The following is an 18,699-nucleotide window of genomic DNA, read 5'->3' as shown; positions in this document are numbered from 1 at the left end:
AGGTCGTAGATTAACTTAGTTAGTCTTTGTAAAATCATGTATGGGTCAACGGTCCTCAATACAAAATTTTCAGCCATTGTTTCTATTCTTTATGGAATAGGATTTGTTACCATATTATCTTTAACGCCACTTGATCCTCCTGAAAAAAAAGAGAGATACTATTTTCAAAAAGAAGATACATTTCCTTCTAAGAGCCCTGATAGGAAAGCCTATGCAACTTTACAGAAAGAAATGAAAGACGAAAAGTTTTTTTCTATCAAGACCATTCGTGAAATACAAAATGAAATTTCTAAATCAGTATGGGGTAGTAGCTATAGCAAGTCTCCGAATGAAGATGTTCTTACTCCTTTCTTGAATGATAATCAAATTAGACCGTATCAAAATTTACAGCCGGATGTATTTACTTATTATAAAGATGATAAGATTTCTGTTAATACGATAGGCGAAACTCGTGCCATAGCAAATCAAATTTTAGAATATAAATATCAAAACAAAACAGCGGATACTTCTAATTTACTTCAAAGTCGAAATACGCAAGTTAGAAATGTAGAAATGAGCTATCAGATTAATTCTAATTTTACTGCTAATTTTAAATCTACTCAGTTTGATATTTTTGATGATCGCTTAAAGCAATATCCGACTACCAGTGCAGGAGTTAGTTTTACTGGAAATAAATACGTTTCAACTGGATTCATTGCAGGAGAGTCTACTCTCAATAATCCGTATAGATACAACCAGGGCGGATTTTTAAATGGAAATAATTATTATAGAGATACAGAAATTTCTTACAAAGATGCAGACCGAGTAAATAAAAATCTATTTGAATGGCAGGCTAATCTTGCTCCAACTAAGAATCTACTCTTTCAAACTGCAATTTACAATTCCAATCGTTCTCTAATCAATGAAACCAATGTGTCTGAGGGAGCAAGACTTGCAATGGCTGTTGGACTAAAGTATTTTGTGCTCAATTTAAAATACAATTATCTTTCTGATAATTTAATGCGAACAATTCTTAGACCTGATGCGGCTTCTCTGTTTAATAGAGATTATGCGGCATTCGGTCTTACCTTTTTTCTTGATCGGTATAAAAGATATTCTATTTATATCGGGAATAATGTTTATAATATTGTAACTACGAATCGACCAACAGATTCGACTTCGAGTATACCAAGTAATAATTCGTTTTCTGCTTCCTTTCGAGGAAGAAATAATGATTCCTACAATACAACTTTCTTTTTTAATTTTAAAAATAATGCAAATAGAGATTATTACTATTCCAACTTTGGAGTCTTTAGACTTCCGATTCACTCACAGTTAAACTTTGAGTATGCGACATCCCTTGGTCTAGAATTATCTTTCTAATAAACAAAGGTATTAAAAAATTATGCTTATAAGTTCTGATTTACTTTTATCAAAGACGGTTTCCTATTTTCGTAAGCCAACAGATAAACAAAAGAGACCGGTTACTTTCATTAAACCGCTACTCTATTTATTGATTTGTGGGCTGATTCTTTCCTGTGCAAGTTCTGATTCAACTAGAAGACTGGTTCGATCTGAAAATACAGATTTATACTGGTATGAGCTTTCTCAATTTCTTTCTGGATTACCACTCGATGAAAAAAATCGTTTTCTCAAACTAAGTGAGTCCGCAAGTTATAAGTCGTATGCGAAGACAATCAATTCCTATTGGGAGAAAATTGATTCTGATTATTTAAAAAAAGTTCAACCTTTCAAGTCTGAGTTCATGCCAGTCAAGGGAGCGGCTAACACTGCGTTTTACCCACTGAGTGGTGCAGACTTTGTAAATCTAAATGCATTTTATCCAGATGCAAACTCAAATATCATGGTAGGACTTGAGCCAGCAGGAAAAATAACAGATCCAAATTCTTTAACACCAGAGCAATTGAAACAAGGACTTAATTCTATACAGAGCATGGTCGGTGAGATGGCTGCACAAAATTATTTTACCAGAAAGAGAATGAGACGGGAATTTGCTAATCCGCATTTTTCAGGAACATCTCCTGTGCTGCTCATTTTCATGACTCGACTTGGACTCAAGATTGACTTTTGGGAACGAGTAGAATTAGATAGGACAGGAAAGTTAATTCCCGAAACAGAGGCTCATATTGCAGATAAAAATCCGGACAAGATAGAAGCAGTTCGAATCTATTTTCATAAAGAAAAGGATATGTATAGTAGGGAGCTTACTTTTTTCAGAATGTATATCAATGAGAATTCGGCAGAGGAAAACACGGCTGAGGGGAAATACTTTGTTAGCCAGGGAAGACTAAATTTATTATTAAAATCAGCAGAATATGTATTGCAACTTCCGATGTATGAAAAATTTATCAAAACAATTTTAGCTAGAACAGATACAGTAGTGCAAGATGATTCTGCAATTCCATTTAAAGCATTCGATAGAGTTGCATGGGAGGCAAAAGTCTTCGGTGTATATACTGCTCGTGCTCGTTTACAGAATACGCCTAATGTTCCGGATCAAACAGATTTACAAAATGAGTTTAAACAAAACGCAAAGAATTTACCTTTTAAATATGGCTATGGAGTATTGAAGGGAAATGATAAATCGAATCTAATGGTTTTAATACGTAAGCAATGATTAGAGTAAAGTTTTTATGAGAGCGATTTCAGATTCTATTTTTTGAATTAATTGCCCCATAACTTCTTTATCAAATTCTTTTGTCTTTTCTAGCGTTAGGGCTAATACGGATAATTCTCCACAGCAACTATTTAAAGCAGTTCCTTTGATTCTATGTGCTGTCGAGGAAACTCCATCTCTATCTTGCTTTTCAAATTTTTCTTTTAAAACAAGGAGAGATGAATCTAATTCATTTTTGAGAAGTCCTAGGTATCTAATTAAAAAAGCCTCATCGTCTTCTAAATTACTTCGTAACTCTTCTAAATCAAAATGCTTAGTATCAGAATTTGACATAGTCTAGGTTGCGAATATAGAAAAGAGGATACTTACCTGTATTCGTTCAGGTAGTTATTTACTTTCTTAACATAGCCTTTCGTTTCGGAGTAGGGAGGAATTCCTTTGTATTTACGAACGGCTCCGGGTCCTGCGTTGTAAGCAGCAACCGCTAAGTCTTTGTTTTTAAATGTATCAAGAAGTTCTTTTAGGTATTTAGTTCCACCCTTGATGTTTTGTCTCGGGTCAAAAGGGTTTTCTACTCCTAGCTCTTCTGCAGTATCGGGCATAAGTTGCATTAGCCCCATTGCTCCTTTCGGAGATTCTGCACGCGGGTTGAAGTTAGATTCTGCTTTGACGACTGCTCTTACCAAGTCAGGGTCAAGACCTTTTGCTTTTGATTCAAATTCAATGATTTCGTCTATCGTTCGAGGTTTATGCTGTTTTGCTTTTATTGACTCGGCAATTTCAGGGTCACGAACTGGGTCTACTTTTAAAGTTAGTTCTTTAGGAGGTAAGATAGTAGGATGTATTTGTTTATTGGAATCAATATTTCCAAGAGCCAAATCTAATTCTTTAGCAAATTCAGGCTTGTCAGCAATCTGTTTAAAACTCTCTGAAGAACCTTTTTCGATTTCCTGAGTGAATTGGGAAATTTCGCGAATCCTTTGCATAACAGATTGGACAGAATCAATACTATCTAGTTTCACATAATGTCTATCGGTAATTTTTTCATAAGCTTGAGTGTTTTTTTGAGTATGGTTAATGCTGTCTCGTTATACATCCACCAACAAACACCGAGAGCACCAATAAAAGATATTAATCCATTGTTGTGCTAAACCTTTACCCTAAGAGCCACATAAGAGGGACATAGAAGCCACATAGAAGCCGAATCCGGCTTCTATGTGGCTTCTATGTTAGAACTATATTGCTGAAAGGTAAAAGGAAGGAATTCTATTTGACAGGTTTGTTTTTTATTCAAGAGTAAGAACTTATGACAACATCCTTGCAGGCGACTAGAAAGAATCTAGGAGAAGGATTGGCATTAAAATAGGAGTAACGCATGTTAGACTTTGTAGACAAATTTAAAAATGAATTAGTGGGTATTCAAAACACGTTAAACGAGTTATTAGGAATTAAGACTTTTATCGAGTCAATCAAGAAGCTAATCAGTTTCTTTGATTTATTTTTTACGATAGTTCCGCCAGAGGTGATATTGTTATTTATCTTTTGTGCGCTGATTTTAATTTTAGTAAATAATATTTCACCTACGACGCCAAGGATTAATATTACCTTAGCCGTTGGGATATTCAGTGTTATCTGGTTGTATGTAAACCATATCTTTACTGGCGAATACAAAGTTTTACGAGTATTCTATACTTCTCTTTATGTATTAGTTCCTGCTTATATTGTAGAAATTTCAAAATTTGGATACAGACAAGTCTACAATCTTAGACAGAAATCGAAAAAGATAGACAATCCCGATGATCTGCTTCTTCCAATTCGAGAAATCAATCAGGGTTATTATCAATTTCTAAATGCTCAAGCGGATTACAAGAATAGTCCACTCGACTTAAAAAAATCATTACAATCACTAAAGACATCTATCGAAGCACTGGAACAAAAATTATAATATGCCTAGACGAAAGTATATCGGATATGCTCTGGCTTATGTAATCATTCCAGTTTTAATCAATGGGATTGTTGCAACTTTAAGTTTTACTTTCCTAGCTCCACTCCTACTAACTACAGAAGAGTTTTTTAAAATAGGGGAAGCCGCGCGATCTAATGATCGAGTGATACAGTTTTTTAGTTACATGTCCTTTATCTTTCCTACTTCTCTTGGGTATATTTATAATATGCCCCTTATTTTTTATATGTTAAAGAAAGATCGTCCGGTCATGCCCGAAAAGATAAAATCCATTATTATCAATCTACCCATTGTCAATGCGACGGTTAGTTTTGCTGGATGGGGACTTGCTTTAGTTGGCTCGTTTATTAGTTTAAAAAATAATAACATTGATTTTGGGACAATGTCTTCTATTAAATATTCCTTCTTTAATATTCTAATGGCTAATCTTTGTTTTGTGCTAGTGTATTATATCATGGATATGGTGAACAAAAACTTCATCCGCTTAACGCTGGCTGGTGAAAATATAAGCGCGATTTCTAGAACTGTAAAGATTTCTATACGATTTAGATTTTTTATTTTTTATATTACCGTTGCCGTTACTCCCTGTATTCTTTTGGTGGATTTAATTCTGTCTATTCTAACTGACAATAAGATAAGTGGTTATTATGCGCAAACGGCTATTATATTCTTTGGGATATTTCTGATTGGAACTGTTCTTACTTTCTTTATTTCAAATTCATTTGCCAATCCTATTAAAGAATTACAGTTAGCGACCGGACAACTTCAATCGGGAAATTTGGAAGCGACAGTCAGTGTTAATTCAAACGATGAAATTGGTTATTTAGGGGAACGTTTTAATGAAATGTCTCTTTCTATAAAAGAAAAAGAATTTATTAAGGATACATTCGGGAAAGTAGTAGATCCAAGCGTTAGAGATTATCTACTCAACGGTAACTTAGCATTAGGCGGAGAGACAAGAGATGTAAGTGTATTGTTTGTAGACATACGCGGATTTACCACTATCTCCGAAAAACTTCCTCCTGCTGATGTAGTGAACTGGCTCAATCAATACTTCGAGCAAATGAGTGCTTGCATTACAAATGAAAAAGGTCTTGTGAATAAATTTATTGGAGACGCTATTCTTGCTGTTTTTGGAGCTCCTATTCCACTTACAAATCATGCTGAGTCTGCTGTGAATGCAGCAATTGAAATGAGAAAGCTTGCAAAGGAATTAAGTCAGGAATTTATTAAGAATGGTTTACCTGAATTAAAAATTGGAATTGGAATTCATTCAGGAAAAGTATTGGCTGGAAATATTGGTTCACTGACTCGATTGGAATATACTGTCATTGGAGATACAGTTAATATGGCATCAAGATTAGAAGCCTATTGCAAAGAAGTAGGAAAGGATTTATTGATTACAGAAAATACTAAATTAATGCTAGATTCGCAATTTAATATTCAATCTATCGGTAGAATTCAGGTTAGAGGTCGAGAGAATGAAATTGGAATTTACTCTCTTTGAAGCTATTCCCAATTTTCAACTTTGAGAGAAGGAACACGCTTGAATTCATTTACGTTGTTTGTGATTAATGTGCCGTTGCCGCTGATTACGGTTGCTGCAATCAATAAATCATTTGGTCCGATTGGTTTTCCTTTTTTTTCTAGATCACTTCGAATCTCAGAATAAATTTCTGCTTCGGTATCTCCGAAGGGGATAATCTCAAATGGTTCTAGAAAACGTAAAATGAGGTCTTTGTTCTTTTTCGAATTTTGGCTTTTAGCAGCGCCAAGTAGTAGCTCTGCTTTTACTATGGATGGAATTTTAACTTGTTCTGGCTTTATTCTTTTAAGATTCTTGCTTATTTCTTCTTTCTTGCCTTTCAAGAAATAGATGCAGATATTTGTATCTAGGAAAAAATTCAAAGTTTACTTCTCTTGCTATCTTTTTTGAAATCGAGCTTGACTGGGGCTTGAAATGTCTCATCGGAGATGGAACCAAAGAGTGAAAAGTAATCCTCAGCCCAAGTCTTCTCAATAGACTTTTCAATTTTAACTCTAACCCATTGGGAAATGGAAATATTTTCTCGTTTAGCTGCGGATTCTACTTTCTTCAGAGTATTACTATTTACATAAAGTGATAATTGAGGCATATTCATAGTCTCCTTTTTAAATAACAAGTATATAGGCAAGTATACTTTTGTCAATTTGAATAATGCCACCGATGAAGACGATGAACACCGAAAAAATATACTATAGTTTTTGAATATTAACAAATTAGTTTGAATCCATATTACTTTTTCTCGTTCTTTTATCGGTGGTTATCTTTTATGGTTTTTTCTGCTTGAATTAATCATTCCTTTACATAGTTTGTTGCTAACTCCTATTTTGCGTTGAGGCTATTCATGAAAGACAAGAAAAAAATCCTTTGGTTCTTCATCCTATCTACTGTTCCTTTATTGTTATTATTGTTACTAAGTCTAAGCGGGATTACCGATAGATTGGAGAATAGCTTAATTGATTTTCGCCACCAATACTTTAACCCTAACCACAAATTTTCAGACAAAATCATTCTAATTGATTTTGATGAAGATACCTTTAAGAAGCTAGGAAATAAAAGGGAATTTGGAAGATGGCCTTGGAGAAGAGGAGCATACAAACCAATTCTTGAATTTCTTTCTATGGGTGGACCGAGCATGGTTCTATTTGATATACTTTTCTTAGAGAGGTCGGAGGAATCACAAGATAGAATTCTTGGTGAGGTTTCAGGACAATTAGAGAAGGCAGGAATTCCAATTTCACATGCAGTTCAGTTTCGCTATGAAGAAAAAGAGAATATCAAAGCAGAAGCGATTCCAACTGACACACATGCAGTTTTAAGAAATCTTTCCTTTCATGTGGCAAATGAAGATAAGCTTCAACTGAAAAAGTATAATATTTTCACCTATCCTACAGAAGAGATTATGAGTCGCATCAATCACTTGCACTCTGTTACCTATGGTTCTGATTTAGATGGGGTTTCTCGCCGAATGGCTCTCCTCTTCAAATATGAAGATATTTATTTACCCGTACTTCCTCTAAAAGGGTATGATTCCATTAAACCAATTGAAAGTCTTGATACGGATGGAAATTATTTAACCATTAAGTCGAAAGAGGATACAGCGAAGGTTCCTCTTGAAAGTGGAAGAATGCGACTTCATTATTATTCTCCAGATGAAATGAATCACATTACCCGATTACCCGTTTGGGCAATGATTGAATCTTATGAGCGCGTTTTAAACGGTGAGACAAATTTGAAAAGTCTAGATGCGAATCCCGAAGACTTTCAAGGTCGAACGATCATTGTTGGGACATCTGCTGCGGCAACATTCGATGATAAGGTAACGCCTTACGGAAAAATGCCTGGATTTATTCTGCACGCGGTAGCTTTATCCAATTTATATGAGAAGCATTTTTTAAAGTTATCTCCAACGTGGGTTAATGCTATTTTGCTTCTAGTCACAATTCCTACCTGCGTATTCTTTTCTTTTTTCTTTCAACAAATGGCTTTGAGGGTTTTAGTTCCAGTTGCAATTTTTATTGGTTATAGTCTATTAGCCCTCTTTGCATTTAAGCTTGATATACATTTGCCTTTAGCTGGCTTTTGGACGGCTTATCCAATTGCCTTTCTTGGCTCACTAGGTTATTTATCATTTACCGAAGGTGCAGAAAGAAGAAAATACAGTAAGGTTCTTTCTAACATGGTTGACCCTTCCATTGTCAGTGAAGCATTAAATGACTTGGAAGCTCTGAAGAAGGGAGGAGAAAGGCAGATAACAGCATTTTTCTCTGATGTCGCTGGATTCTCTACTATCAGTGAGCAATTGAGTTCTGCGGATTTAGCTGCCCTCTTGAATGAATACTTAGGTGCAATGACTCTTATCCTCAAAAAAAATCATGGGACGCTAGATAAGTATATTGGGGATGCTGTGGTTGGAATTTTTGGCGCACCAATCAATAGCGAGGAACATTTTATTGAATCAGCAAGTGCCTCACTTGAGATGATAGAAAAACTAAAAGAATTAAGAGCATACTGGACAGAAAATAAACTTTATTGCAAAGATGCCCAAGAAATGGATGTGAGGATTGGATTGAATACTGGTCTTGCCAAAGTGGGATTCATGGGCACAGACGCATTAGCCTCTTATACTATGATGGGGGATACTGTTAATTTGGCGGCACGATTGGAAGCAGCCGGCAAAGATTATGGTGTAAATATTCTAATTAGTGAATTTACAAACGAAAAAATCAAAGAAAAATTCTTTACTAGAAAATTGGATATAGTTCGAGTAAAAGGAAAGAATGAACCAGTTCAGCTCTTTGAACTAATTGCCGTTAAAGGAGAGGAAAGTGTTAAAAGAAGAGAATCTGCTAAAATTTACGAAGAAGCTTTTTCCTTTTACCGAGCGCAACAATGGGATCGCGCGATAGAGCTTTTTAAACAGTCCGAAGAAACTCGTGGAAGTAAAGACAAATCAGCGGAAATGTTAATTGATCGTTGTGAATACTACAAGAGTTCTCCTCCTGGTGAAGGGTGGGACGGTGTATTTACTCGAAAGCATAAGTAATATCGGTAAATATCGTGAGTATGACAGCGTTTTAGCCGTTAATAATTTATTCTACTTGAAAAAAATGAATCTTCTGGAAACATAGCTGCTCTAATAAATGATTGTTTGTTTTTTTGAAAATAATGAAAAAATTTTCCAGAAGCATTCAAAAGTTAGGCGAAATAGATTCATTTCGGTATCAAAATTGCAGTATAATACCTTTAGAACTGCTAATTGAAGACTGACCTAGTGGAGTAAAAAATGAAAAGCAGAAGAGTTCTTTCTTTTTTGATGTTTACGATATTCATAGAATTTTTGTCATGCAATCAAAAGTCTGGCAAGAATGATGCTTCCGAGTTGGCTTTGTTGACTGGTCGCTATGTGCGCTTAGCGGCTAGCGGATTACTGGGAGGTGCAGGGGGTCTTGGAAGCAGTGGTGGCTCTGGCAACTCAAACAAGGTCGTCTTAAATGGCAGTGTAAAAGGACCTGGCTCAATTACTAACGCCAAAGTAAATGTATTCGCAACTCCTGCAAATGGTCAATGTGTGAAAGACGATGGCTCCCTTAATGGAACTCCGATTTCTATGGCAGTTTCTGATTCAAATGGTAAATACAGTATTACCTTCGACAAAACAGGCACAACTGTTTGCGTTGTAGTTGTTCCAGCAGATGGAACTCAGATAGAAGTATTCTCTCCTGTTACTAAAACAAATACACCTAAGCCTTGGTCTGGTGGGAATAGCCTTATGGCAATTATAAACGAGCCTACAGGAAGCGCAACGAGCAGAACTGCAAATGTGACCCCTTATACACGTCTAGCAGCGAGAAGATTTTCAGCGTTAAGCGCAATAAATCCTTCATCTCGAAGTCGAGTCTTTTTAGGAATCCGAAAAGCATTTGGAAGAGCCGCAGCAGATAATAATAGAGTTGAGTTTGCCAATAACACAGCTACCACTTTGCTCGATAAAGCAAATGAAGATGTGGAAAATGCCTTTTTTCCAAAAAGAGATAAGACTAGTTTTTCTTTAGACCAAACTGATCCGAGCAATCCTTCTTATGCGCTAAAGCTTGGCAGTGTTCTAATAACCGCAGATAAACTTGGAGGAGGAGTGGCTAATGGGAGCACTACATCCACTGATTTGGAGAAAGTCATTAACTTTATGGAAGAAGACTTCTCGGATGGTCGCTTTGATGGAAAGAAAGTAGACGATGCTACTGGTAAGATTGCTACCATGTCTACAACTGACTTTGGTGGAGTTGTGGCAAGCAAACAGGCAGCCGATGATTTTCTCAAAAAGGATTTTAAGGCAGCACAAACAGAATATGATAGTGTTAATTCCGATGTGGCAGCAACCGCGGATGATGAACTTTTTTGTGAGTCAGATTCTTTGGAGGCAGCATGTAACTTAACAATAGTGCCAGGCTCTCCACCCGAAATGTGGTTATTTAATGATAATGAAGACTTTGTTGATATTGGTGATTCGTATGATCATGGAGGCGTTGGGTTTGGAACGGGCGGAACTTCTAGCACTAGATATTTTGCTATCATAAATGGTGGTGGTTCTGATCTAAAGCTTACACTTCCGTTTACTTTTTCTGGCTCTCAATTTACAGTTGTCGAGCAACCAGATGCAGTTGTTGCATCGGGAGATGCTACTTATTTCGCTGTGAAGTTCGTTCCTAGCTCTGCCACAACCTTTTCTAAAATAATGACGATGGCAAGTAATGATACTGCTTACAGTCCGTATACAGTTACCCTTGATGGGACGGGAGTAGATTTAAGCACAAACCTTCAACTCTTTTGGGCGTTCACTGGAAACACAACAGACTCGAGTGGAAATTCGCGCAATGGAACTAAAGTAGGAAGAAGTGTGGCTTTATCCTTAACTTACGATTTATGGGGAGTAACTGACAAAGCGTTTAATTTTGATGGAGGAAGTGATGAGGTTACGAATACTTTCTCCTTTGCTCTTGGATCTGCTGCATCTTTTTCTGCTTGGGTCTCACCTGCAGATTTATCAAACCCTTCCTATTCTATTCTTAAACGAGGGGCAGTGCCAGAGTTCCAATTGATGTTCTTGGATGATGTAACCTTACGCTTTACCGTGAATACAAGTAGTGGTGGGGTTTTAGATTTGGATTTAGTCATTGATCCAGTCGATTTCATTGATGAATGGAATTTGGTTACGGCAGTCTATGACGGCGCTAATATGCGACTCTATTTGAATGGAGAGGAGTGGGATTTTCAACCTAAAACAGGAACTCTTACAAGTAGCACAGGCTTTTCGGTCGGAAATGATGCTTCTGGAAATTACTTCGACGGTGACATTGATGATGTGAGAGTATATAACCGTGCGTTAACGGCTATACAAGTAGAAGCGCTCTATAACCAAGACTAAGAAGCGCGGTTCACTATATTACTACTCAACCCTTGAATGAGTTGAATTGAATCTTTGATTCGACTCAGATTGTCTTCGGAATAGGGGAGAGTCATTCGAATTGTTTGTTTGAGTTCGTGAATTTCTTTGTAGATGTCGATGAGTAGATTTACATCATCAGTTGCTTCTGCCTGGTAGAGAAATTTAACTAGTGAATAGAGACGATTAGGAATGTCCATATAACAAATCTCGGTGGGGGTAATATCTGTTATGTTATTAAATATCCACATTTGTAGATTGAGAGAAATTATCTTTTCGATTCTAGAAATATCTTCTTTTGTATTCTTTGATTTGATACTTTTGTAAAACTTGCATCTATTGTCTAGATAGTTTACAATTATTTTTCTCTGAAACCCCTTGTCCTTGATAGACTCCCACTCTTTGCGGAGAATTTCTATTTGCCCCTTTCCATAAGCACTTTGTCCTAATTCACAAAGGTGAACAGCAGTTGGTTCAAAAATTCTCATTCGAAAGGAGAGAGAATCCATATCACCTGCTACGAGGCTAACAGCAGAGCTAGTATCAATAAAGTCTAATGCTTCTGAAATTTCTTGAATGAAACTTGCTCTGAGTTGATCTGTTGGACTCGCCAATAAATAGAAATTGTAATCAGAGAGATCGTTATCATCGCCGCGTGATTTGGAACCGTAAAAGATTAACTGAAAAGGGTTAATGGATTTTACTCGGTCGAGTTTTTCTTTTACTTCTCCGAGAAGTGTTTCATCAATTGTGTTCATATTTACTCAAAAAATAATTTCATTCTAGCAAGATTCTCAATGATCGCTTTAAATGCTCTATCTCTTTCATCGTTTCCCTTGAAAGGAAGAGACTTAATATTATTTAAATCATGGTAAATAATTTCGATCGTTGGATTATTTGCATTCTTTTTAATCGTAGATACAAAGTCTAGATTAATTACTTCTGTGTCACCTAATTTTAACCACATAGATTGTTATCTCCTTTTGTCAGGTTCGATATAATAATAGTATCGGCAATTCAGTCAACCATTTGTTTTGAAATTTATTGACTAAAATTCAAATAGATTGATCTAGTTAAACTAAGCTTTTCTGCCCCAATGCATTGCTACATTTCCAAATACAAAATTTTTAAAGTCAACGTTTTGGAACTTTGCCTTTTCAATCATGGCTTTTAAATTTTCTTGGTCGGGATAGCTCAGTGAGGATACTGGTAAGTAGTCGAACATGTCATTTTTGGAACCCCAAATCATGTGACCCATAATTGGCACGATTTGAAAAAAATAAAAATCAGCAAATACTCGAATGATTGGATTCTCTACTTTTCCGACATCTAGGTTTACAAAAATTCCACCTGGCTTCAGGACACGAAAAATTTCTGAGAGCGCCTTAGGGAGATTATCCACATTGCGAAGTCCGAAACCTACTGTAACCACATCGAAACTTGCATCTGCATAATTATTTAAATTTGTAGCATCACCAATTTCAACTTTGGATTTGGAAACACCTTTTAATCTTTCTTTTGCAACATTCAGCATATTTTCAGAAAAATCTACTGAATAAACTTTAAGGACACTTTCCATTTCAGTGAGTCGTATAGAAATATCTCCTGTTCCACAACAGAGATCAAGACAGTCTAAATATTTTTTGGGAAAAGAATTGTGAATTAAATTGACAATAGAATTTTTCCAATACCTATGCAGAAAAAAACTATTGAGGTCATTGAACAAATCATACTTGGAAGCAATAACATCAAAATTCGTTCGGACGAATTCTGCCTTTACTTCTGCTTCCGGCATCTTAAAATCAGTCATAATTTATCCTATATTCTAAATCGAAAGATTTAGTCTTGAAAAAAAACTTCCATAATTTGAAAATCGTTCCAAGAGAGGGAATAAAATGGAGCCTTTAAGTTTAACAGTTTACTTTGTGCCTGTGTTTGCGATTTGCATTCTCATCGAAAACATCATTGCAAAGAAAAAAAATCCAGAGCGATTTGAGATAAAGGATTCATTTACGAGCATCCTAATGGGAGTCGGAAGTGTATTGATTAACTTAGTAACGGCTACTGTCGTTTTTACCGAATATACTTTTGTTTCACAGTTTGCATTTTTTAAAATTGAACCGGTTTGGTGGTCATGGTTAGTGCTTTTATTTGCAGAAGACTTTTGCTATTATTGGTTTCATAGAGTAGGTCATGAGAGTCGCTTCTTTTGGGCATCTCATGTAGTGCATCATTCCTCAGAGAGTTACAATTTATCCACTGCCGTAAGACAAACTTGGACAGGCTCATCGATCAATGCAGTATTTTGGTTTCCTCTTATACTTTTAGGTTTTCCTCCCGCCATGGTGATCGCACAACAGGGTATTAGCCTCATCTACCAATTCTTCATTCATACAGAGCAAGTTAAGACATTAGGCTTTTTGGAGCTAATGATGAATACCCCTTCGCACCACCGCGTTCATCATGGAAGTGACTTGAAGTATCTAGATAAAAATTATGCTGGTATATTTATCATCTGGGACAAAGCCTTCGGAAGTTTTCAAAAAGAAGAAGAAATTCCTAAATATGGTCTCGTAAAGAACATTGACAGCTACAATCCAATCAAAGTGGCTTATATAGAATGGTGGAATATGTTTAAGCAAATGTTTCAAGTTGGCTCTTTTATAAATGCTGTCAAGGTAATGTTCAAACCTCCAGGTTGGAGTCCCGAAGGTGGAACCACAACCGCTGAATTACAACGACAAGCCGGACTTAGGGGATAATGAAAAATTGAGTATGTTTAAAAATAGGAAATACATTATTATGGGATTATTATCTTTACTCTTTCATTGTAATTCTTTAAAGGTAAATGAAATTAAAAACGGAAAGAATTTGGAAAAAGCAGAAGTGAGCACTGTCGATTTCTTTTTCCAGAATAGAATGAAAAATAGTATAAAAAAAATCATCGGTCATAATTGGGAAATTCTCTACGAATCGGGAGAATATGTTTATTTCGGATTTACGAAAGGTTCATCCTGGGATGACCTTTATGTAGAAAAACTTTTTCGAGTTGATAAACCTTACCTAGTAAAAGCATTTAGCGGATACAGAGTATTAACCGGAATTGATATCAATCGCACTGCCTACAATTCTGTTCCTATTCATACTGAGCACCAATCTACACTGAGCCAGGATTTTCAGAAAAAGTTTTCTTTAATAGAATCAGGAATCGAAATCGATCTGACCTGGACTTACTCTGCTGATGGTGCTCCCCAAAAGTCCAAACGATTTCTAATTTTAATTGATAAAGAGAATGGAAAGTTTTTAAACTACAAAGAAATGAATTGAAGAAAATTTTAATCCATTTAAGTTAAAAAAGTAAAAGTAGTTAAGTTAAGGTATAATTGTAAATTTATGAATGAAGAACAAATAGTAACATTAATTTTTTTTGGGCTTGTAATTATTCTTACTATTTTGAAACCATTCATTCAAAAACAGTCGACTTTTAATTTTTTATTTAAAGCAGTTAACTTCGGTTTTAATTTCTTTATGTGGATTGTGATTTTAATTTTTATTTCTATATTCATTGGAATATATTTTCAAAAGTGATGGAGTTTATGATACAATGGAGATTTACGTGTGTCTGAAAGCAAACCCACTCCGGACACTAATCTCTATCTACAAATGAGTAGAATGGGATAGAATTATCGAGAAGTTGAATACAAATTTCTAGAAGAATTAACTCCCTTTAGGATTTACTTGTAGACAGATTCTTTTCGTAAAAATAGGATACGCAATATTGAAAGGAAGCCAACACTATGTTTAGAGTTTGTTTATTAATTTTTCTATTTTTTTGCGGTGCGTTGGTGCACGCCGATTCAGTGGCAGTAAAAGGAAAGCTTGATTTAACGAACATTCGTTTTTCCGAGTTGGATACGCCTGTTGCTTTGAATGGAGAATGGGAATTCTATTGGAAAAAACTTTTAAGTCCGGAGAATTTCTCTGATCCAAATAATCTGAATGTAAAAATGTATTCTCCACTTCCAAATACTTGGGATTCTATGCAAGTTAATGGAGAGTATCTACCGGCTAAAGGTTACGCGACTTATAGATTACAACTAGATATTTCGGAAACAGAAAATTTAAGTTTTTACACTAGAAACTTCGGAACAAGTTCTCGTCTTTTTATCAATGGTAAAGAGGTTTTTAAATCTGGAATCGTCTCAGAATTCGAAGAGACATCATACCCAAGTTCAACGCCAATGAGTTTTCCTTATTTATCAGACAATAAACATCTAGATATAGTTTTACAAGTTTCAAATTATGATTATCGAATTGGTGGTCCTTGGTATCCTTTAGAAATAGGAAATTCAGATAAAATTCAAAAGAAGATTTATTATTCGATTATTCTAGACTTTTTTGTTTTTTCAAGCGTTTTCATAATGGGGCTATATCATATTGGTCTCTACTTAAATAGAAAGAAAGCACTCGAAGCTTTATTCTTTGGGTTTTTCTGTCTCTTGATTAGTTTTCGAACCTTGGCGACGGGCGAAAAAACTATTTTACTCTTAGTTCCAACCATCCCCTGGGAAATACCAATGAAGTTAGAATACTTGACTTTCTATCTTGGATTACCATTTTTTATAAATTACTTTTATATACTTTTTAAGGATATTACCTATTATCCGATGGTCGTAGCTTGCAATACCTTTTCAGCATTGTTTAGTATTATTGTTTTGTTTACAGACTCGTATACTTATACGCACACGGTTCAAGCATTTCAAGTTATAACATTAGTTTTTATTCTGTATGGAATCATTGTATTGTCTATTGCATTTAAGAGAAAGGCTTCTGGAGCGGGAATTTTTTTACTAAGTCTTGTGATTTTTTCCTCTACAATCATTCATGATTTTCTTTATAGCAACCTAATTATAAATACTGCGTATATTGCGCCGTTTGGTTTTTTCGCATTCATCCTGTTACAAAGTTTTCTACTATCGAAAAATTTCTCAAAGGCATTTTCATTATCGGAAGACTTGGCTCTTGAGCTAAAAGACAAAAATGAATCATTAAAACAACTCGATAAATTAAAAGATGATTTCTTAGCGAATACATCTCATGAATTAAAGACTCCACTCAATGGAATTATTGGTCTCAGCGAATCTATGCTAGACGGTGCTGTTGGTCATGTATCGGAAAAAGTTGCTTATAATTTATCATTGGTTATTACGAGTGCAAAAAGACTGGCTAATCTAGTAAATGATATATTAGATTTTTCAAAAATGAAAAGTCATGAGATTGCATTGGAGAAAAAATCCGTCGATATTTATTCACTGGCTAATTTAGTATTAACCCTATCACAGACACAACTTAAAAATAAAAAAATAGAAATTCGTAATCTTATCCCGATTGAATTTCCCGCAGCTATAGGAGATGAAAATAGAATTCAACAAATTATGTATAATCTTCTCGGCAATGCGATTAAATTTACGGAAAGCGGTCATGTCGAAATCGCGGCGACTTTAAATGAAGAAATGATGGAAATCGCAATCTCAGATACGGGGATAGGAATTCCTAATGATAAATTGGAATCTATTTTTATTTCCTTTGAACAAGTTGATTCATCAGCCGATAGAAGTTTTGGCGGAACTGGATTAGGTTTAACCATTTCCAAACAACTCATTGAATTGCATGGGGGTAATATCCGAGTATCCTCTGAACTGGGAAAAGGCTCTGTGTTTACTTTTACCTTACCAGTATCTAAAGAAAAAGCAGTCACCCGCTACCAAATAGAAACAGTTACAAGATTAAAGGATTCAACTCCCGATGAAATTTCTTCCGATGTTATATCGGATTTTATGGATTTTAATGAATATAGAATTCTAATCGTGGATGATGAACCGATTAATTTACAAGTTTTGTATAACCATCTTTCCTTTGAAAAATACACAGTCCTTCAAGCTGGAAGCGGTCAAGAAGCCCTTGCCATTCTAAATAGTTCGGATGCTATACCTGATTTGATTTTACTCGATGTCATGATGCCCAAGATGACTGGGTTTGAAGTTTGTTTGAAAATTCGAGAAAAATACAATGCCAGCATATTGCCAATCGTGATGCTTACTGCAAAAGATCAGACAAATGATTTGGTGCAAGGTTTTGTGAGTGGGGCTAATGACTATTTAACAAAGCCTTTTAATAAAACAGAATTACTAACTAGAATTAGAAATCATTTGAATCTATCTAAAACGACAGGGGCATATGAAAGGTTTGTGCCACAAGAGTTTGTAAAACTCCTCGGTAAAGATAGTATTATCAATGTAAAGTTAGGCGATTATAGCGAAAAATTTATGTCAGTGTTATTTTCTGATATTCGAAGTTTTACAACACTTTCAGAGAGTATGAGTCCGAAGGAAAATTTCAATTTTATCAATTCTTATTTGAAAAAAATGTCTCCCATAATTCACGAACATGATGGGTTTATTGATAAATTTATTGGAGACGCAATCATGGCACTTTTTCCTGACCCTACTGCGGATAATGCTATTTATGCGGCAATTTCTATGCTAAAGATTTTACGAGAATACAATTTGCATAGAAATAATTCAGGCTTTAAACCGATTGAAATTGGGATTGGGATTAATACGGGGAATTTAATGCTTGGGACTATTGGAAGCCTTGATAGGATGGAAGGGACTGTAATTAGTGATTCTGTAAATATGGCTTCTAGAATGGAAGGCTTGACAAAGAAATATGGAGCAAGTCTTCTTATTGCAGAAGATTCTTTTAAAACGATTGTAGATATTTCAAAATTCGCAACTAGACCTGTAGACAGAGTAATCGTGAAAGGGAAATCCCAACCTGTTTGGGTATACGAAGTTTTCAATGCGGATTCGGAGGAGTTGCTCGCCTTAAAATTACAAACGAAAGATTTATTTTGCGAAGCAGTCAATCTCTTTCAAGAAGAAAAATGGAAGAAAGCTCAGGAAAAATTTATAGAGGTATATAAGGTTTCGCCCCTCGATAAAATTACTCAATACTATCTAGAGTCTTGTAAAGAAAAAATTTCTACTAAGTAAATTCCTACACTGAATTAACGTGAGTTCGAACGTCGAACTCACTTTATTTTAACAGCATTGCTCATTGGTGGCAAATCA

The 18,699-nt window shown here is 35.4% G+C and carries 16 protein-coding genes; 9 read left to right on the top strand and 7 right to left on the bottom strand.

All coding sequences use genetic code 11. The features are described 5' to 3' along the window. Positions 1–36 precede the first annotated feature (36 nt). Together IPH52_06000 and IPH52_05995 are read left to right on the top strand one after the other, a co-directional pair. Positions 37–1,362 carry a hypothetical protein gene (locus IPH52_06000; protein ID MBK7054595.1) on the top strand — a complete coding sequence of 442 codons (1,326 nt, stop codon included), beginning with the start codon at positions 37–39 and terminating at the stop codon, positions 1,360–1,362. 22 nt (positions 1,363–1,384) lie between these two features. Further along, positions 1,385–2,617: a hypothetical protein gene (locus IPH52_05995; GenBank protein ID MBK7054594.1), complete on the top strand. Its 1,233-nt coding sequence runs from the start codon at positions 1,385–1,387 to the stop codon at positions 2,615–2,617. Here the strand turns inward: IPH52_05995 and IPH52_05990 are convergent, their stop codons facing one another. Together IPH52_05990 and IPH52_05985 are read right to left on the bottom strand one after the other, a co-directional pair. Continuing rightward, a complete protein-coding gene (locus IPH52_05990; protein ID MBK7054593.1) occupies positions 2,618–2,950 on the bottom strand; it encodes an Hpt domain-containing protein in 333 nt (110 codons plus the stop codon). A gap of 32 nt (positions 2,951–2,982) precedes the next feature. Continuing rightward, positions 2,983–3,603 carry a lytic transglycosylase domain-containing protein gene (locus tag IPH52_05985; GenBank protein ID MBK7054592.1) on the bottom strand — a complete coding sequence of 207 codons (621 nt, stop codon included), beginning with the start codon at positions 3,601–3,603 and terminating at the stop codon, positions 2,983–2,985. A gap of 389 nt (positions 3,604–3,992) precedes the next feature. Here IPH52_05985 and IPH52_05980 point away from each other — a divergent pair, with 389 nt between their 5' ends. Continuing rightward, positions 3,993–4,562: a hypothetical protein gene (locus tag IPH52_05980; protein ID MBK7054591.1), complete on the top strand. Its 570-nt coding sequence runs from the start codon at positions 3,993–3,995 to the stop codon at positions 4,560–4,562. A gap of 1 nt (position 4,563) precedes the next feature. Next, positions 4,564–6,087: an adenylate/guanylate cyclase domain-containing protein gene (locus tag IPH52_05975; protein ID MBK7054590.1), complete on the top strand. Its 1,524-nt coding sequence runs from the start codon at positions 4,564–4,566 to the stop codon at positions 6,085–6,087. 2 nt (positions 6,088–6,089) lie between these two features. Here IPH52_05975 and IPH52_05970 read toward each other — a convergent pair whose 3' ends face one another. Together IPH52_05970 and IPH52_05965 are read right to left on the bottom strand one after the other, a co-directional pair. Continuing rightward, a complete protein-coding gene (locus IPH52_05970) occupies positions 6,090–6,488 on the bottom strand; it encodes a type II toxin-antitoxin system VapC family toxin (GenBank protein MBK7054589.1) in 399 nt (132 codons plus the stop codon). Continuing rightward, on the bottom strand, positions 6,485–6,715 hold the full coding sequence (locus IPH52_05965) for a toxin-antitoxin system, antitoxin component (GenBank protein MBK7054588.1): 231 nt from the start codon (positions 6,713–6,715) through the stop codon (positions 6,485–6,487). Before IPH52_05965 ends, IPH52_05970 begins: the two co-directional genes overlap by 4 nt. Before the next feature lie 1,245 nt (positions 6,716–7,960). Here IPH52_05965 and IPH52_05960 point away from each other — a divergent pair. Next, complete coding sequence (locus IPH52_05960) at positions 7,961–9,169, top strand: adenylate/guanylate cyclase domain-containing protein (protein MBK7054587.1); 1,209 nt, start codon at positions 7,961–7,963, stop codon at positions 9,167–9,169. A gap of 240 nt (positions 9,170–9,409) precedes the next feature. After that, positions 9,410–11,548, top strand: coding sequence for a LamG domain-containing protein (locus IPH52_05955; protein MBK7054586.1), 2,139 nt, complete (start codon positions 9,410–9,412; stop codon positions 11,546–11,548). Here the strand turns inward: IPH52_05955 and IPH52_05950 are convergent. The 3 genes from IPH52_05950 to IPH52_05940 all read right to left on the bottom strand — a co-directional run bounded on the left by IPH52_05950 (position 11,545) and on the right by IPH52_05940 (position 13,376). Then, positions 11,545–12,324, bottom strand: coding sequence for a hypothetical protein (locus IPH52_05950; protein ID MBK7054585.1), 780 nt, complete (start codon positions 12,322–12,324; stop codon positions 11,545–11,547). The genes IPH52_05955 and IPH52_05950 overlap by 4 nt on opposite strands. A 2-nt stretch (positions 12,325–12,326) precedes the next feature. Continuing rightward, on the bottom strand, positions 12,327–12,533 hold the full coding sequence (locus IPH52_05945; GenBank protein MBK7054584.1) for a hypothetical protein: 207 nt from the start codon (positions 12,531–12,533) through the stop codon (positions 12,327–12,329). A gap of 111 nt (positions 12,534–12,644) precedes the next feature. Beyond that, a complete protein-coding gene (locus IPH52_05940; GenBank protein ID MBK7054583.1) occupies positions 12,645–13,376 on the bottom strand; it encodes a ubiquinone/menaquinone biosynthesis methyltransferase in 732 nt (243 codons plus the stop codon). Positions 13,377–13,461: 85 nt separating this feature from the next. Between IPH52_05940 and IPH52_05935 the strand changes: the two genes are divergently transcribed. The 3 genes from IPH52_05935 to IPH52_05925 all read left to right on the top strand — a co-directional run bounded on the left by IPH52_05935 (position 13,462) and on the right by IPH52_05925 (position 18,621). Further along, positions 13,462–14,328, top strand: a complete 867-nt coding sequence (locus IPH52_05935; protein ID MBK7054582.1) for a sterol desaturase family protein — start codon at positions 13,462–13,464, stop codon at positions 14,326–14,328. 40 nt (positions 14,329–14,368) lie between these two features. After that, on the top strand, positions 14,369–14,893 hold the full coding sequence (locus IPH52_05930; GenBank protein ID MBK7054581.1) for a hypothetical protein: 525 nt from the start codon (positions 14,369–14,371) through the stop codon (positions 14,891–14,893). A 470-nt stretch (positions 14,894–15,363) separates the two neighbouring features. Further along, on the top strand, positions 15,364–18,621 hold the full coding sequence (locus IPH52_05925; GenBank protein MBK7054580.1) for a response regulator: 3,258 nt from the start codon (positions 15,364–15,366) through the stop codon (positions 18,619–18,621). The last annotated feature ends 78 nt before the right edge of the window (positions 18,622–18,699 follow it).

It is taken from the genome of Leptospiraceae bacterium, assembly GCA_016708435.1.
Lineage (GTDB): Bacteria > Spirochaetota > Leptospiria > Leptospirales > Leptospiraceae > UBA2033.
The sequence above is the reverse complement of the archived record's forward strand: the minus strand, read 5'-3'. Positions and strand labels throughout refer to the sequence as shown.

Bases quoted from the DNA above. Each gene is read 5' to 3' on its own strand.
- IPH52_06000 (MBK7054595.1), top strand. From the start codon at position 37: ATGTATGGGTCAACGGTCCTCAATACAAAATTTTCAGCCATTGTTTCT.
- IPH52_05995 (MBK7054594.1), top strand. From the start codon at position 1,385: ATGCTTATAAGTTCTGATTTACTTTTATCAAAGACGGTTTCCTATTTT.
- IPH52_05990 (MBK7054593.1), bottom strand. From the start codon at position 2,950: ATGTCAAATTCTGATACTAAGCATTTTGATTTAGAAGAGTTACGAAGT.
- IPH52_05985 (MBK7054592.1), bottom strand. From the start codon at position 3,603: ATGCAAAGGATTCGCGAAATTTCCCAATTCACTCAGGAAATCGAAAAA.
- IPH52_05980 (MBK7054591.1), top strand. From the start codon at position 3,993: ATGTTAGACTTTGTAGACAAATTTAAAAATGAATTAGTGGGTATTCAA.
- IPH52_05975 (MBK7054590.1), top strand. From the start codon at position 4,564: ATGCCTAGACGAAAGTATATCGGATATGCTCTGGCTTATGTAATCATT.
- IPH52_05965 (MBK7054588.1), bottom strand. From the start codon at position 6,715: ATGCCTCAATTATCACTTTATGTAAATAGTAATACTCTGAAGAAAGTA.
- IPH52_05960 (MBK7054587.1), top strand. From the start codon at position 7,961: ATGCCTGGATTTATTCTGCACGCGGTAGCTTTATCCAATTTATATGAG.
- IPH52_05955 (MBK7054586.1), top strand. From the start codon at position 9,410: ATGAAAAGCAGAAGAGTTCTTTCTTTTTTGATGTTTACGATATTCATA.
- IPH52_05950 (MBK7054585.1), bottom strand. From the start codon at position 12,324: ATGAACACAATTGATGAAACACTTCTCGGAGAAGTAAAAGAAAAACTC.
- IPH52_05945 (MBK7054584.1), bottom strand. From the start codon at position 12,533: ATGTGGTTAAAATTAGGTGACACAGAAGTAATTAATCTAGACTTTGTA.
- IPH52_05940 (MBK7054583.1), bottom strand. From the start codon at position 13,376: ATGACTGATTTTAAGATGCCGGAAGCAGAAGTAAAGGCAGAATTCGTC.
- IPH52_05935 (MBK7054582.1), top strand. From the start codon at position 13,462: ATGGAGCCTTTAAGTTTAACAGTTTACTTTGTGCCTGTGTTTGCGATT.
- IPH52_05930 (MBK7054581.1), top strand. From the start codon at position 14,369: ATGGGATTATTATCTTTACTCTTTCATTGTAATTCTTTAAAGGTAAAT.
- IPH52_05925 (MBK7054580.1), top strand. From the start codon at position 15,364: ATGTTTAGAGTTTGTTTATTAATTTTTCTATTTTTTTGCGGTGCGTTG.